Origin of the sequence: Methylobacterium sp. Leaf118, assembly GCF_920984675.1 — a bacterium.
GTDB lineage: Bacteria > Pseudomonadota > Alphaproteobacteria > Rhizobiales > Beijerinckiaceae > Methylobacterium.
Window position 1 is genome coordinate 64,503 of sequence record NZ_CAKLBV010000012.1, and the last position, 12,696, is coordinate 77,198.

Sequence of the window (12,696 nt, forward strand, 5' to 3'; positions counted from 1 at the left end):
TCTGCGGGAAGCGGCATCGTAGGACATGGCGCCACGGCAGGCGGCCCCCAAAGCCCTGCGGGCTTCGGAGGTCCCTGCCGTGGACCAAGCGGGAAAGTCTGGAACCGGCCGGGGCGATCGGAGCGACGGCCGGTCTCGGGCGTCAGGCTCCCCGCCCCTCTCGATCCGCGCCGCGCCTCTCAGCGCCGCGGATCGGACACGGCGCGCGCGGCGTGCGGCCGTCGCGCCGCCTCGGATCAGTTGCCGTAGGCGTTGTTGAGCGGTCCGGGCGCGTAGAGGCCGGCGAAGCTGTAGCGTAGGCCGACGCGGAACTCGCTGGCGCCGAGATCCTTCAGGCGGGTGCCCTGCTGATAGGCGTCGAGGCCGCTCTTGGCCCGGCCGAGCTCGACGTAGCGGTAGGCCGCGTCGAGGGCGAAGCCCGCTCCGAGCTCGTAGGACAGGCCGGCGGTGAGCGCCCAGGCGAAGGTCGTGACCGAGCGATTGGGCCGGTAGGCCGCCTCGCGCGGGCCGGCGCCCGGGCCGCCGTCGCAGCCCGGGATCAGGCAGGTCGTCTGGGTGTAGTTGCCGCGCATGGACTTGTCGGCGAAACCGACGCCCGCGCCGAAATAGGGCGTGAAGCCGTAGAACGTGCCCAGGTCGGCATAGACGTTCACGAAGCCCGTCAGCACGTCGATCTTGCCGGCCTCGATGTTGTAGCCGGTGACGAAGTTCGAGCGGGAGGAATAGCCGCTGAAGGACGATCCGCTGCGCTGATCGAAGGTCGCGTCGACCCGCAGCCACGGATTGAAGCGGTAGCCGAGGCCGCCGCCATAGCCGGTCGTCGGGCTCATCCGAAGGTGGACAAGAGGCGGCACGTGGGGATCGTTCGGGTCGGGCAGGACCGCGTCGTTCGGGCGCTCGTACCAGGTCTGGGTGAAGTCGCCGCGCAGGTACCAGCCGCTTCCGATCTCGACCGGCGCCGCGACCGGCATGGGCGGAGGGGGCGGGGGCAGCAGGTCGGCCGCGGCGGCGAGGCCCGGGACGAGGAAAGACGAGAGACAGGGGCCGGCAGCGAGGACGGCCGCGCGGGCGAGACGGTGCGGAGCGATCATGAAACCTCCCGAGGGTCGGCGGCTCGATGCGCAAGACCTTGGCCGATAAAGGTTATGATCGGCTTAACCTTAACCGATGCCTGAAAACCAGAACGGCGCGGGAGGATCCCGCGCCGCTCTCACCCTGTCCGTGAAGATTTCGAACTCAGTATTTGCGCACCAGCGGGCCGGGCGGCGGGTAGTCGACCGGCGGCAGCGGCGCGGGGGCGCCGAGCAGGTAGCGCAGGCCGACCTTCACGTCGTGCGACTCCAGCTCCTTGGCGCGGTAGATGGTCTTCGCGCAGGACGGACCGGCACAGGTCACGACGCCGGTCTCAGCATCGCCCATGTTCAGGTAGCGGTAGGCCAGCTCGAACTTGACGTTGTGCGAGAGGGCATAGGCGACACCGGCATGGGCGGCCCAGGCGAAGTTCGTCTTCGATTTGGCCGGGCCGAAGCCGTAGCCGCCGAAATAATTCCCGTATCCGTGGTCGGTCACGCCGCCGAACATGTGGTGGGCGACACCGACGCCGGCGCCGACGAAGGGCGTGAAGCCGTGGAACGTGCCGAGCTCGACATAGCCGTTCACGAGGCCGACCACCGAGTCAAACTTGCCCTTGGTCAGGTTGTAGCCGCCGGTATTCGGAACGGTCGTGTCCTCGGCGAAGAGGTGCCACTTGGTCTGGAAGCGGTATTCGCCGGTGGCATCGAAGCGAAGCCAGGGATTGAACTGGTAGCCGACACCGCCGCCGACGAAGAACTGGCTGCCGACCTTATCCTGATGCGCGATGTAATCGTAGGGCTTGGGCGGCTTCGAGACGTCGATGGCCTCGGTCCGGCGCAACTCGAGGTCACCCCAGCCGGCATCGCCGCGCAGATACCAGCCACCGGCGAAGTCGATGGGCTCGGCCATCGGCGGCGGAGGCGGCGGGGGCGGCAGGAGGTCGGCGGCTTGGGCTAGGCAGGGCATCCCGACGCCCGCGAGGAGCGTGAGGGAGCGCGCCCAGGCGGAGAGCGTGGAGCGGCGGCGCATCTGAGATTCCTTCACTCGTCGGGCGCGCCGGAACACGGGCCGGCCCTTGGTGCGAGACGAAGGATGCGTGAGGAAGGTTAAGCCGCGCTTAACGTAAACTTTTCACCCTGATTGCTCGGGTCTTTTGTTACCACAACTGCATTGTGTGCCGCTCAGGCCGCGGCACGGGTCACGGCATCAACCACCTCGTCGACGACTTCGGTCACGAGGGCGCGGTCGTCACCCTCGGCCATCACCCGGATTACCGGCTCGGTGCCCGAGGGGCGGATCACGAGGCGGCCCGACGCGCCGAGCCGCGCCTTGGCCTGCGCGATGGCGGTGACGACGGATTCGGCCTGGAGCGGCGCGCCGGAGCGGAAGCGGACGTTCTTGAGGATCTGCGGCAGCGGCTCGAAGCAGTGGCAGACCTCGCTGACCGGACGCTCCTGGCGCTTGACCACGCTCAGCAGCTGGAGTGCGGCGACCAGCCCGTCGCCGGTCGTGGCGTAGTCGGACATGATGATGTGGCCGGATTGCTCGCCGCCGAGATTGTAGCCGTGCTCGCGCATATGCTCGAGGACGTAGCGGTCGCCGACGGCGGTGCGGGCCAGCGTCAGCCCGAGGCCGTTGACGAAGCGCTCCAGGCCGAGATTCGACATGACCGTGGCGACGAGACCGGGCTGGGTGAGCCGCTCGTCCTCCTTCCACGAGCGGGCGACCGCAGCCATCAACTGGTCGCCGTCGACCTTCTGACCCTTCTCGTCGACGATGAGCACCCGGTCGGCGTCGCCGTCGAGGGCGATTCCGACATCCGCGCGCAGCTCGCGCACCTTGCTGACGAGCGCCTCCGGCGCCGTCGAGCCCACATCGTGGTTGATGTTGAAGCCGTCGGGCTCGACGCCGATGGCGATCACCTCGGCGCCGAGTTCCCACAGGGTCTCGGGCGCGACGCGGTAGGCCGCGCCGTTGGCGCAATCCACCACGACACGAAGGCCCTCCAGGGTGATCGCGCGCGGCAGGGTGCGCTTGGCGAACTCGATGTAGCGGGCATGCACGCTCTCGATGCGCTTGGCCCGGCCGAGCGCCCGGGAGCCGGCGAGGCTCTTGCGCATGTCACCGTCGAGCAGAGCCTCGATCTCGAGTTCCACCTCGTCGTTGAGCTTGAACCCGTCGGGACCGAACAGCTTGATGCCGTTGTCCTCGAACGGGTTGTGCGAGGCCGAGATCATCACGCCGAGATCGGCGCGCATGGAACGGGTGAGCATCGCCACCGCGGGGGTCGGCATCGGTCCGAGCAGCAGCACGTCCATGCCGACCGAGGTGAAGCCCGCCACCAGCGCGGTCTCGATCATGTAGCCGGACAGCCGCGTGTCCTTGCCGATCACGACCCGATGTCGGTGATCGCCGCGCTGGAACACCACGCCCGCCGCCTGGCCGACCTTGAGGGCGAGTTCCGGCGTGATGACGCCGTTGGCGCGTCCGCGGACGCCGTCGGTTCCGAAGTACTTGCGCAACGTCGCTTCTCCGCGTTCCGGACGGATCGCATCCGGTCGCACCCTAGCAGATTCAGGCCAGGCCGGGTGCGCGCACCGCGGGCGTGGTGAATGGGTTGCTCTGCGAGAAAGGCGGTCGAAATGCGGCGGGTGCCGCGTCACTGGAGCCGCGGCAGCGCCGATCCGAGCATGGCCATGCCCGAGGTGGTGAGGAGACCGAGCACGATCCGGCGGAACCCCGCTTCGCTGAGGCCAGTATAGACGCGCGTGCCGAGGAAGGTCGGGAGCAGCATGGTGGGCAGCACCACGGCGAGCATCGGCAGCGTCGCTGCCGTAACGAGCCCCGAGGCCGTGTAGACCAGCATCGTGACGAGCAGCATGGAGAGGTTGAAGTTCTGGATGATGGCGCGCTGCATGTCCCGCTCATAGCCGCGCAGGGTGCACCACAGGGTCGGGAGCGTGCCGGTGAAGCCCCCGAGGCCTCCGAGCAGCCCGCCGCCGAGCCCGACGGCCGCATCCGCGATCCGCCCCCCGGCGGTGAGCCGCGGGAGATGGCGCGCGAACAGCATGGCCGGGCACCAGATCACCAGCAGGGTGCCGAGGATCGCCTTGAACCAGTCCATGTCGAGCCGCGGCAGTAGGGCGACTCCGAGCGGAATCCCGGCCAATCCTCCGAGCACGAAGGGCGCGAGGCGGGCGAGATCGAACCCGCGGCGGACCGAGAAGGCGGCGACGATCTGCCCGGTCAGTGCTCCGGACACGGCGAGGACGGCGGCGAGCTTGGGGTCGATGACCCAGGCCCAGACCGACATGGCGACGAGGCCGAAGGCGAAGCCGGACAGCCCCTGTACGAAGCCCGCGAGTGCGGCACCGAATCCGACGATCAGGTAGGTCGAGAGCGGCATGGTTCGCGTCGTTTCGTGCCGTGATGTCGCGGGAGGACGCGATCCGTGAGGGCCCGGAGACGAAAAAAGAGGCGCCCCGGGGGGCGCCTCTCTGATCGGTCCGATGGTTGCCCTCAGGCTTGCGGCTGCGGGCTCGGCTCCAGACCGCCATCGCTGCCGCGGGGGCGGCCGCGCCCGGTCGAGGGCACCGGGGAACCGCGGGCCGGCGTCGGCGGCACGTCGCCGGAATCGCGCACCGGCGGCTCGCCCTTGAGGAGCTTGCGGATCTCGTCACCCGACAGGGTCTCGTATTCGAGCAGACCCTGGGCCAGGGATTCGAGGTCGTCGGCCCGGTCGGCGAGGATGCGGCGGGCATCCTCCAGGCCGGCCTCGACGAGACGGCGCACCTCGGCGTCGATCTTCTGGGCAGTGGCCTCCGAGACCGTCTGCTGACGGCCCATCGACATGCCGAGGAAGACCTCGTCGTTGTTGTCGCCGTAGGCGACGGTGCCGAGCTCCGGCGAAAAGCCCCAGCGGGTGACCATCATCTTGGCCAGCCGGGTCGCCTGCTCGATGTCCGACTGCGCGCCCGACGTCACCTTGTCCTTGCCGAAGGTCATCTCCTCGGCGATGCGGCCGCCCATCATGATCGCGAGCCGCGAGGTCATCTGCTCGAAGGACATCGACAGCTTGTCGCGCTCGGGAAGCTGCATGACCATGCCGAGGGCCCGGCCGCGGGGGATGATCGTCGCCTTGTGGACCGGATCGGTCGCCGGCACATTCAGCGCAACGATCGCATGGCCGCTCTCGTGGTAGGCGGTGAGGCGCTTCTCATCCTCGGTCATGACCAGGGTGCGCCGCTCGGCGCCCATCATGACCTTGTCCTTGGCATCCTCGAATTCGTGCATCGTGACGATGCGTTTTCCGCGACGCGCGGCGAGCAGTGCCGACTCGTTCACCAAGTTCATGAGATCGGCGCCCGAGAAGCCGGGGGTGCCGCGGGCGATGGTCTTGAGATCGACGTCGGGGGCCAAGGGCACCTTGCGGACGTGAACCCGCAGGATGCGCTCGCGACCGGTCACGTCCGGGTTCGGTACCATGATCTGGCGGTCGAACCGGCCGGGACGCAGCAGAGCCGGATCGAGCACGTCGGGGCGGTTCGTCGCCGCGATGATGATGACGCCCTCGTTGGCCTCGAACCCGTCCATCTCGACGAGGAGCTGGTTGAGGGTCTGCTCGCGCTCGTCGTTGCCGCCGCCGAGACCGGCGCCGCGGTGACGGCCGACCGCGTCGATCTCGTCGATGAAGATGATGCAGGGTGCGTTCTTCTTGGCCTGCTCGAACATGTCGCGGACGCGGCTGGCGCCGACGCCGACGAACATCTCGACGAAGTCCGAGCCAGAGATCGTGAAGAACGGCACGTTGGCTTCGCCCGCGACCGCCCGGGCGATCAGGGTCTTACCCGTTCCGGGCGGGCCGACGAGAAGCACGCCGCGGGGAATGCGCCCGCCAAGCCGCTGGAACTTCTGCGGATCGCGCAGGAACTCGACGATCTCCTGAAGATCTTCCTTGGCCTCCTCGACGCCGGCCACGTCGTCGAACGAGACGCGTCCATGCGCTTCGTTGAGGAGCTTGGCCTTCGACTTGCCGAAACCCATGGCCCGACCAGCGCCGGACTGCATCTGACGGCTCAGGAAGATCCAGGCGCCGATGAAGACGAGAATCGGCAGCCAGCTCACGAGCAACTGGATGAACCAGGGCGTGTTGTCGGAGGGCGGGCGCGCCGAGATCGTCACGCCCTTGCTCTGCAGCCGGGACGCCAGGGTCGGATCGTTGGGGATGTAGCTCGAGAAATTGCCGCCGCCCACATAGGTGCCGCTCACCTCCTGACCGGCGATGACCACGGACTGGATCTTGCCGGCATCGGCGTCGTTCAGGAGCTGGCTGTAGGCGATCTCGCTGCCGCCGCCGCGGTGACCCGGGTTCTGGAACAGGGTCACGAGGGCAAGCACCAGCAGGAAGATGACGACCCACAGGGCGAAATTGCGGAAATTCGGGTTCATCGATCGGTCCTGAGGAGGCGTGCGGGCGTCTTCCCGAGGTGTCGGGGCTGCTCCCACGCGCTCGTGGGCAATGTAGGCGGCGTCCCTTCCCTTGCCAAGTAAATCGGGCACACCTGCGGCGAGGTCACCGCACAGGGTTAGCGTCGCAGGTCAGTCATCCCGACGCGGCGGTGCTGGCGCGAGCCGCACGGTTCCGGACGGCCCGACGCTCACGAGCACGCCGCGCAGGGTCCGCCGCAGCGCCCTCCCCTCCCCGAGGGCCGGCAGCACCGCGTCGAGGACGAGGCGCTCCAGGCGTTCGAGGCGCTTCGGCGCGGGAGATTCGGCGACGGCGTCGAGGGCCGCGTCGAGCACCCGCAGGACGACGGCCTCGGGCTCGCGGGCGAGGCGGCGTCCGTCGAGGCACCAGCCCTCCGGGCCGTGGCGGCGCAGATTAATCAGCACGGCGGCGGCCCGTGCCGACAGGGCCGCCTCGTCCCGTGCGGCGCGGGTGGCGAGCCGGGCGAGCCGCACGGCGCCGAGGCCTTCGCTCTCGAGGAGCGGCAGCAGGCGGCGCAGGCGGGCCCGGGCGAAGCGCTCGTCCGCGTTCGACGGATCGGTCGCGAAGGGAAGGGTGTGGGCGGCGCAATAGGCGACGAGATCGGCCTTCGGCAGCGCCAGGAAGGGCCGCGCGAGGCGGACGCCCTCCGCGAGCGGGCGCTCGGGGCGCATTCCGGCGAGACCGCCGGGCCCGCTCCCGGCGATGAGGCGCAGCAGGACGGTCTCGGCCTGATCGTCCCGCGTATGCGCGGTCAGGACCAGGCCGGCGCCGATCCCCCGGGCATGGAGGGCAAGCAGGCGGTACCGGGCGGCGCGCGCCTCCGCCTGCACGCGGCTCCCGCGGCGCGGCGCGTCCCAGGTCAGAACGGCGTGAGGCAGGCCGAGCGTACCGGCGCGGGCCCCGACGGCGCGGGCCTCGGCGGCTGAATCCGCCCGCAGGCCGTGATCCACGGTCGCGACGAACAGGCCGCCGGCCGGGCCGCGGGCCGCGGCGGCATGCATCAGGGCGGTGGAATCGGGGCCGCCGGACACGGCCAGCAGGATCGGCCCCCCGGCCCCGTCGAGAACCGGTGCGAGGGCGCGGGCGAGCGGCCCGTCGCGGGAGGCGGACGGATCCGCCGGGGTCAAGCCGCGCAGCGGGCGCGCTTCTGCTCCCGCTCGACGCCCTGGCGCACGTTGGCCCCCGCACCCGGGAACTTGCGCTCGACCTCCGCCAGGGTCGCGCAGGCCTGGGCCTTGGCGCCGAGCGCATGCAGCGACGCGCCGAGCTTCATCATCGCCTCGGGGGCGACGGGCGAACTGGCGTAATCGGTGGAGACCTTCAGGAACTGCTCAGCGGCCTCGCGGGAGCGGTTGCGCTGAAGATAGCTCTCGCCGAGCCAGTACGTCGCCTTCGGAACGAGCCGGTCGCGCGGATGAGACTGGATGAACTGACGCAGGCTCATCTCGGCCTGCTCGTATTGCCGCTCGCGCATGAGCGCGTGGGCCGCCTCGAAATCGGCTTGCGCGTCGCCGCTGCCGGTCGCCGCAATGCTGGCGGCGGTCTGCGGCTCGGCGGCGGCCACCGGGGCCGGCCGTCCCCCTTGCGGCGGCGTGATGTTCACGGGGCCGCCGAAGCCCGCCGGCGGATCCATCTCCTCGGGCTCGCCCGCATCGCCTTCCTCCGCGCCCGGCCCGCGCAGGGACGTGCCGGTCTCGGCGATGGCGCCGGTCGGCAGGGGAAGCGAGGGCTGGGGGAGCGAGGGCTGGGTCGCGCCCAGGGGCCGCGGCGCGCCCGGGGCGGACGGGTTCTGGGTCGGGTCGAACGCGTCGCCGCGCTTGGCCGGCTTCCCCTCTCCGGGATTCACGCCATAGGGCGTGCCCGAGGGCGCCGGCGCCGGCGCGGCGGCCGGGGGTGGCGCCGCGCGGCGCGGCGCGGGGGTTGGGCTCGGCTTCCCGTCCTGGAAGCGGAACTCGACATCCTCCTGGAACTTGCGCAGCTGCTCCTTGAGCTGGCGGTTCTCGTACTGGAGCGTCTCGATCTGCCCCGACATCTGCCGGGAGACATTCTCCAGGCGGTTGAGGCGCACCACCAGCTCGGAGGCATCCTGCGCCCGCGCCGGCGCGAGGCTGGCGTGGCACAATCCGAAGGTCAGCCCGAGCGTCAGGAGAAGGCGGCGGATCATGGCGGCAGGCACCGATCGTCAGTTCGTTCGCGGCCGTTTCCCGCGTTAGCAGATGGGCCGGCCGGCCGCAAAACCGGTTTTCGCGCGGGCGGGGCTCAGGAGCCGGCGCCGCGGTCGAGCACCGTGACCGCGCGGCGGTTCTGCGACCAGCACGAAATGTCGTTGCACACCGCGACCGGGCGTTCCTTGCCGTAGGACACCATCCGCATCCGGCCGGCCGCGATGCCGCGGGAGGCGAGGTAATCCTGCACGGCCTGACCGCGCCGGGCGCCGAGGGAGAAATTGTACTCGCGGGTGCCGCGCTCGTCGGCATGGCCCTCGATCAGGAAGGCGTAGCGCGGGTACCGCTGGAGCCACGCGGCCTGCTTGTCCAGCGTCGCGGTGGCGGTCGGCGTCAGGTCGGTGGAGTCGGACTCGAAGAACACCCGGTCGCCGATGTTGACGACGAAGTCCTGGGCGCTGCCCGGGGCACCACCCCGCCCACCCGCGCCGAAGCCGGAAGCGTCGGCCAGATCCTGGTCCTTGGAGCAGGCGCCGAGCCCCAGGGCCGCGCACAGGGCCAGGGTGAGGGAAAGCCCACGGAGTGTCGCGGGTGTCGGCATCGTCTTGACTCCTCGGCTCGCCGCAGCGAGCCGGCTGTGTTCGTTCCGGACGGTTTAGCGCGGGACGGTTAAGCGTCCTTCACGCTGCCGCTTCGTAGACCGCAGGCGCAGGCAGCCCGGTGCGGTCGCACACCCAAGCTTTCGCCCGACGATTGCGGCACGCCGGCGGCACGGCCGGGGCGCTGCGCGCTTCGCGGGTGTCTGTTGCTGCGCTGCAACAGGCGCGGGTCTACGCCGCGCGAAGCAGGGCGATCGCCGACCGGGCGCGGGTGGCGTCGGCCTGGGCCGCCTCCAGCGCTTCCGCGATGCCGTCATCGCGCAGGCAGGCATGTTCCAGCCGCGCGCAGGCCTGGGACAGGGTCGAGAAGGCGAGCGCGCCGGTCGACGAGACGAGGATGTGGGCGTCGCGGGCGAGCTGTCCCCGGTCGGCGGCCGGCGGGTCGAGCCGCAGGGCGATCTCCTGGTCGAGGGCGCCGAGCAAATCGAGCAGGCGGGGCCGGCCGAACAGGTCCTCCAGATCGGCCAGCGCGGCGGCGTCGAACACGTCAGCGATCATGGTCCGACCCTGTGTCACGGATCCCCTGCCTGGCGCAGGGTTGTTGAGGAAACCTTAACCTTAAGGACCGTGTGATGGCGGCCCGCGGCAATCGGAACAGGATTCATGGCGTCCGCCCCGAGCGTCCTCATCGTAGAGGACAATTACCTGCTGCTGGAGATGCTCACGAGCTTGTGCGAGCAGGAGGGCATGGTGGTTCTGGCCGCGTCTAGCGGCGAGGCGGCCCTCACCATGCTGCGAGACGGCCGGACCGCGATCGACTGGCTGTTCACCGATATTAACCTGCCCGGCCTGATCGACGGGTGGGAGGTCGCCGCGGCCTATCGCGAGCGCCATCCCCGCCGCCCCGTCGTCTACGCCTCGACCGCGGCCCGGCAGGAACGACGCTCGGTGCCGGGCAGCCTCTACGTGCGCAAGCCGTTCCAGATCCGGGACATCGTCGCTCTGGCGCGGATGATGGCCGCCGCCGGCGAGGTCGGCGAAGGGATGCGCGCCGCAGGTTGAGGCGCTCCCGCGCGGATCGCGCGGATATCGTTCCCGCGGATGCCGGTACCCCTCGGGGTCACGGGCTGCGGGCGGCCGGCCGGCCCCCGGCCTCCGCGAAAAGGGCACGAACCGCCTCATCCCTCGCCCAGGCATCGGTGCGGGCCGAGGTCAGTGCCTCCGGCTCCTGCCACGCGTAGAGGGCGAAGCTCTCGGCCACGAAATCCGGCAGGTCGAGCAGGCGGGCCGGGCGGCCGCGTCCGTCGCCCTTGAACAGGGTCGAGCCCGGGACCCCGAAGCGTTCGGCCACCGGCGGCAGCACCGGCCAGATCGGTCCCGCGGCCAATCCGTCGCGCGCATAGGCCTCGACCGGGATGTCGAGGGGCCGGTAGCCCGCCTCTCGGGCGAGGCGGCGGGCGATGTCGCCGAGCACGGCGAGCCGCGGATGGTTGATCGTGTGCATGAAGGCCCCCCCCCGGCACCAGAGGGCGAAGTCCCGCTCCAGGCCGAAGCCCATATCCTCGGCGGTGCGCAGCAGGTAGGCCACGCTCGTCTCCCACAGCCGGTCGTAGCCGAGCCGCGCGAAAGCGGTCTCCCCGTAGAGCGGGAGCGTCGCCGCGACGCTGAGGCCGGAGTGGAAGGCCTGCAGCGCGATCGCCGAGTGGTAGTAGCCGATGGGCGAAGCGACGAGGCGCGACAGCCGCAGGCTCGCCTCGTCGCCGACATGGATCAGATCGGGGTGAAAGCCCGCAAACAGGATCGCGGGAAAGTAGCGCAGGCGCGGCACCCGTTCGGCCAGGGTATGGACGTCCCCGCCCTCGATGAAGCTGGCCGGGAAGAAATGCGCGAAGACGTGGTCGGCGCGGTTCAGATGCCGGGCGAGGCGGTCGAGATGCCCGAACCGCCGCCTGAGCGCTTCGATCGGAATCGTCTCCACCGTCGCCTCCGGCAGGAGCAGGCGCAGGCAGGCCGCCACCCCTCCCGCCTGGCAATTGCCGAGGACCGCGAGGCGCGGCCCCCGCCCTCGCCACGCTCTCGCCCAGGAGCGCGGTGAGAAGGGGGAGACCTCCGGCGCGGAGGATCGGGACGGGGCTGTCGGCAAAACCAAGCGGCGCGCGGCCTCTCGCGGTTGGGGGCTGAGGGGCACGGGGAGCGCCGCCGAACCCGGCCCGTTCAGCCCCCGCGCCGGTCACGAACGCCCGTCTGGTGAGGACACCGTGAGCCACCCGAACCCCTATCGCGATCTACCGGCCGAGCGATTCTGGCGCAAGGCGGTGGCGGGCGTGCCTCCCTTTGCCGTCGATCCGGGGCCGAGGGACGCCTTCCGGATCGAGCTAACCGACCGGGTTGCCACCGCGGGCTCCTGCTTTGCCCAGCGGGTCTCGCAGGCGCTGGTCAAGGGCGGTTTCCGCTACCACGTCACGGAAGAGGCGCCCGAGGGGCTCGACCCGGCTCTAGCCGCCGCGCGCCAGTTCGGCACCTTCTCGGCCCGCTACGGCAATCTCTACGGCCCGCGCCAGTTCGTGCAGCTCTTCGACCGGGCGTTCGGCGACTTCCGCCCCGCACTCCGGGCGTGGCCCCGGGAGGACGGGCGCCTCGTCGACCCGTTCCGGCCGACGATCGAGCCGGACGGTTTTTCGGACGAGGAGGCCGTGGTGGTGGCGCGGGAGCACCATCTCGGCCGCGTGCGCGCCTTGTTCGAGAGCCTCGACGTCCTGGTGCTGACGCTCGGGCTCACCGAGGGCTGGCGCTGGCGGGCCGATGGAGCGGCCCTGCCACTGGCGCCCGGCGTCGCCGGCGGCCGCTACGATCCGGTCGAGGTCGCCTTCGTCAACGCGAGCACCGCCGAGGTGATCGCCGATGTAACCGGCTTCCTCGACCGGCTCCGGAGCGTGAACCCCCAGGCCCGGGTCATCCTCACGGTCTCGCCGGTGCCGCTCGCCGCGACCTATCTCGACCGACACGTGCTCGTCGCCAATGCCCACTCGAAGGCGGTCCTGCGGGCGGCGGCCGGCGAGATCTGCGCCGGTGGTGATCCGAGCCTCGTGTATTTCCCGTCCTACGAGATCGTCACCAGCCACACCAATGGCGGGCGCTACTACAACGAGGACCAGCGCACGATCGCCGAGGCCGGCGTCGCCCACGTGATGCGCTCCTTCATGGCGAGTTTCGCTCCGGAGCCCGGCGCCGCGCCCCTGCCGCCCCGGGTCGGCGAGGCCGAGTTCGCCGGCACCGCCGGGGTCATCTGCGACGAGGAGGCGATCGAGCGCTCGCTGGCCTGAGCGGCGAGCGCCTCGTCCCGGATTCCGGGTCTGGGCCGAGGCCCGGG

The 12,696-nt window shown here is 70.6% G+C and carries 12 protein-coding genes; 2 read left to right on the top strand and 10 right to left on the bottom strand.

What is annotated here, in order from left to right:
• Nucleotides 1-236: 236 nt before the first annotated feature.
• The 9 genes from LW587_RS07600 to LW587_RS07640 form a co-directional block, all read right to left on the bottom strand.
• On the bottom strand, nt 237-1,091 hold the full coding sequence (locus tag LW587_RS07600) for an outer membrane protein (protein ID WP_232628985.1): 855 nt from the start codon (nt 1,089-1,091) through the stop codon (nt 237-239).
• A gap of 145 nt (nt 1,092-1,236) precedes the next feature.
• Nucleotides 1,237-2,103, bottom strand: a complete 867-nt coding sequence (locus LW587_RS07605) for an outer membrane protein (RefSeq protein WP_232628986.1) — start codon at nt 2,101-2,103, stop codon at nt 1,237-1,239.
• Between the two features lie 152 nt (nt 2,104-2,255).
• Entirely contained in the window at nt 2,256-3,596 is a 1,341-nt protein-coding gene (gene glmM, locus LW587_RS07610) for a phosphoglucosamine mutase (RefSeq protein WP_232628987.1), read from the bottom strand.
• 137 nt (nt 3,597-3,733) lie between these two features.
• Nucleotides 3,734-4,480: a sulfite exporter TauE/SafE family protein gene (locus LW587_RS07615; protein WP_232628988.1), complete on the bottom strand. Its 747-nt coding sequence runs from the start codon at nt 4,478-4,480 to the stop codon at nt 3,734-3,736.
• 113 nt (nt 4,481-4,593) lie between these two features.
• Nucleotides 4,594-6,522: an ATP-dependent zinc metalloprotease FtsH gene (ftsH, locus tag LW587_RS07620; RefSeq protein WP_232628989.1), complete on the bottom strand. Its 1,929-nt coding sequence runs from the start codon at nt 6,520-6,522 to the stop codon at nt 4,594-4,596.
• Between the two features lie 150 nt (nt 6,523-6,672).
• Nucleotides 6,673-7,689, bottom strand: coding sequence for a tRNA lysidine(34) synthetase TilS (gene tilS / locus LW587_RS07625; RefSeq protein ID WP_232628990.1), 1,017 nt, complete (start codon nt 7,687-7,689; stop codon nt 6,673-6,675).
• Nucleotides 7,686-8,726: a tol-pal system protein YbgF gene (ybgF, locus tag LW587_RS07630; RefSeq protein WP_232628991.1), complete on the bottom strand. Its 1,041-nt coding sequence runs from the start codon at nt 8,724-8,726 to the stop codon at nt 7,686-7,688. The genes tilS and ybgF overlap by 4 nt, the downstream gene beginning before the upstream one ends.
• Before the next feature lie 95 nt (nt 8,727-8,821).
• Nucleotides 8,822-9,328, bottom strand: a complete 507-nt coding sequence (gene pal / locus LW587_RS07635) for a peptidoglycan-associated lipoprotein Pal (protein ID WP_232628992.1) — start codon at nt 9,326-9,328, stop codon at nt 8,822-8,824.
• 229 nt (nt 9,329-9,557) lie between these two features.
• Complete coding sequence (locus LW587_RS07640; protein WP_232628993.1) at nt 9,558-9,884, bottom strand: Hpt domain-containing protein; 327 nt, start codon at nt 9,882-9,884, stop codon at nt 9,558-9,560.
• Between the two features lie 105 nt (nt 9,885-9,989).
• Between LW587_RS07640 and LW587_RS07645 the strand changes: the two genes are divergently transcribed.
• Complete coding sequence (locus LW587_RS07645) at nt 9,990-10,388, top strand: response regulator (protein WP_232628994.1); 399 nt, start codon at nt 9,990-9,992, stop codon at nt 10,386-10,388.
• 58 nt (nt 10,389-10,446) lie between these two features.
• Here the strand turns inward: LW587_RS07645 and LW587_RS07650 are convergent, their stop codons facing one another.
• Nucleotides 10,447-11,343: a WcbI family polysaccharide biosynthesis putative acetyltransferase gene (locus LW587_RS07650; protein WP_232628995.1), complete on the bottom strand. Its 897-nt coding sequence runs from the start codon at nt 11,341-11,343 to the stop codon at nt 10,447-10,449.
• Between the two features lie 241 nt (nt 11,344-11,584).
• On the opposite strand from LW587_RS07650, the gene LW587_RS07655 reads away from it, so the two are divergent.
• The gene (locus tag LW587_RS07655; RefSeq protein ID WP_232628996.1) at nt 11,585-12,649 is read left to right on the top strand and encodes a GSCFA domain-containing protein; all 1,065 of its coding nucleotides are present in this window, start codon (nt 11,585-11,587) and stop codon (nt 12,647-12,649) included.
• Nucleotides 12,650-12,696 lie beyond the last annotated feature (47 nt).

Coding starts and splice junctions, on each gene's coding strand:
- LW587_RS07600 (WP_232628985.1), bottom strand. CDS start 1,091: ATGATCGCTCCGCACCGTCTCGCCCGCGCGGCCGTCCTCGCTGCCGGC.
- LW587_RS07605 (WP_232628986.1), bottom strand. CDS start 2,103: ATGCGCCGCCGCTCCACGCTCTCCGCCTGGGCGCGCTCCCTCACGCTC.
- LW587_RS07615 (WP_232628988.1), bottom strand. CDS start 4,480: ATGCCGCTCTCGACCTACCTGATCGTCGGATTCGGTGCCGCACTCGCG.
- ftsH (WP_232628989.1), bottom strand. CDS start 6,522: ATGAACCCGAATTTCCGCAATTTCGCCCTGTGGGTCGTCATCTTCCTG.
- ybgF (WP_232628991.1), bottom strand. CDS start 8,726: ATGATCCGCCGCCTTCTCCTGACGCTCGGGCTGACCTTCGGATTGTGC.
- pal (WP_232628992.1), bottom strand. CDS start 9,328: ATGCCGACACCCGCGACACTCCGTGGGCTTTCCCTCACCCTGGCCCTG.
- LW587_RS07640 (WP_232628993.1), bottom strand. CDS start 9,884: ATGATCGCTGACGTGTTCGACGCCGCCGCGCTGGCCGATCTGGAGGAC.
- LW587_RS07645 (WP_232628994.1), top strand. CDS start 9,990: ATGGCGTCCGCCCCGAGCGTCCTCATCGTAGAGGACAATTACCTGCTG.